General features: G+C 63.0%; 1 pseudogene. It reads right to left on the bottom strand.

What is annotated here, in order from left to right:
* Positions 1–114: 114 nt before the first annotated feature.
* Positions 115–926, bottom strand: a pseudogene (gene tnpC, locus ACV1FX_RS41690) (IS66 family transposase); the annotation flags it as partial.
* Positions 927–1049 lie beyond the last annotated feature (123 nt).

The following is a 1049-nucleotide window of genomic DNA, read 5'->3' as shown; positions in this document are numbered from 1 at the left end:
GGTTTGGACCCTGATCCTGTAATCCGAGTCCGGAGGGCCAACCCCCATCTCTCGCGCAGCAAGGCTACTCGAAGTTTGGGTTACATTTTCATGTTCTCCCTCGTTCCTTCGCCTTCGTGGCGCACTGTAGTCCATCGCCTTGGCGACAACGTTACGCCGTGACAGCTTGGCGCGCTGCTCACGCATCCATACTTCCAAATCGGCGACGAGCGGCGCGCTGAGCTCCTGGCGCACGGCCCGGCGCCGTTCGGATGTCTCGCCGTTGATACCTCGCTCGATCTCGAACAAGGCGTCGATCCGGCGGACTGCTTCCAGCGCCAGCGGCGAGATCACCGCTGGCTTTTTGCCTAGCACCTTGCGGCGCGCATTTTCCCCCAAATCAGCCATCACGAAGAACGGCCGTCGGGCACGGACCCAGCACGCCGCTTCCAGGATCGGACCTGCGTTGCGGCCCGGGGTGTAAAGCTTGCCATATCCGCCATAGGCGTCGGCCTGGAAGATGCCGCTGTAGCCGGCCAGATGCACTTGGGGATGCTCGCAGGCGCGATCGCGTGAGTAATAAAACACTGCCCCCGGCGGGGCCTGCCCGCCAAAAGGCTTGTCGTCGCGCACATAGACCCAGATGCGGCCGGTGTCGGTACCGGCACCGTCGTGTCGTCCCCGTGCAATCGCTCGGCACTCAGCACATGAGCCTCGAGGCGCCGGAACAAGGGCGTCAGTGCAACTGTGCAGCCGCCAACCTGGTCTGCGAGGGTCGACAAGCTGATCGGCACGCCTTCCTTGGCATAGCGTTCGGCCTGCCGGTTCAGCGGCTGATGCTGGCCGAACTTCTCAAACAGCACCATCGCCAACAAGCTGGGTCCTGCCCAGCCGCCAGCAATCACATGGAAGGGCGCCGGGGCCTGGCTGATCTTCTCGCAATCCCGGACGGTCACTTCAAACTCCCCCACCTGTGGTCGCGCAAACTCCCCCACTTGTGGAGCAGGACGAGAGGTTATTAGGTTGACTGGGTTTTGCGTGCAAGGGCCTCGGCAGCTTCCTTGAGGCGG

The organism is Bradyrhizobium ingae, assembly GCF_055791185.1.
Note: the sequence above shows the minus strand (reverse complement) of the source record. Positions and strands in the feature narration are given on the sequence as shown.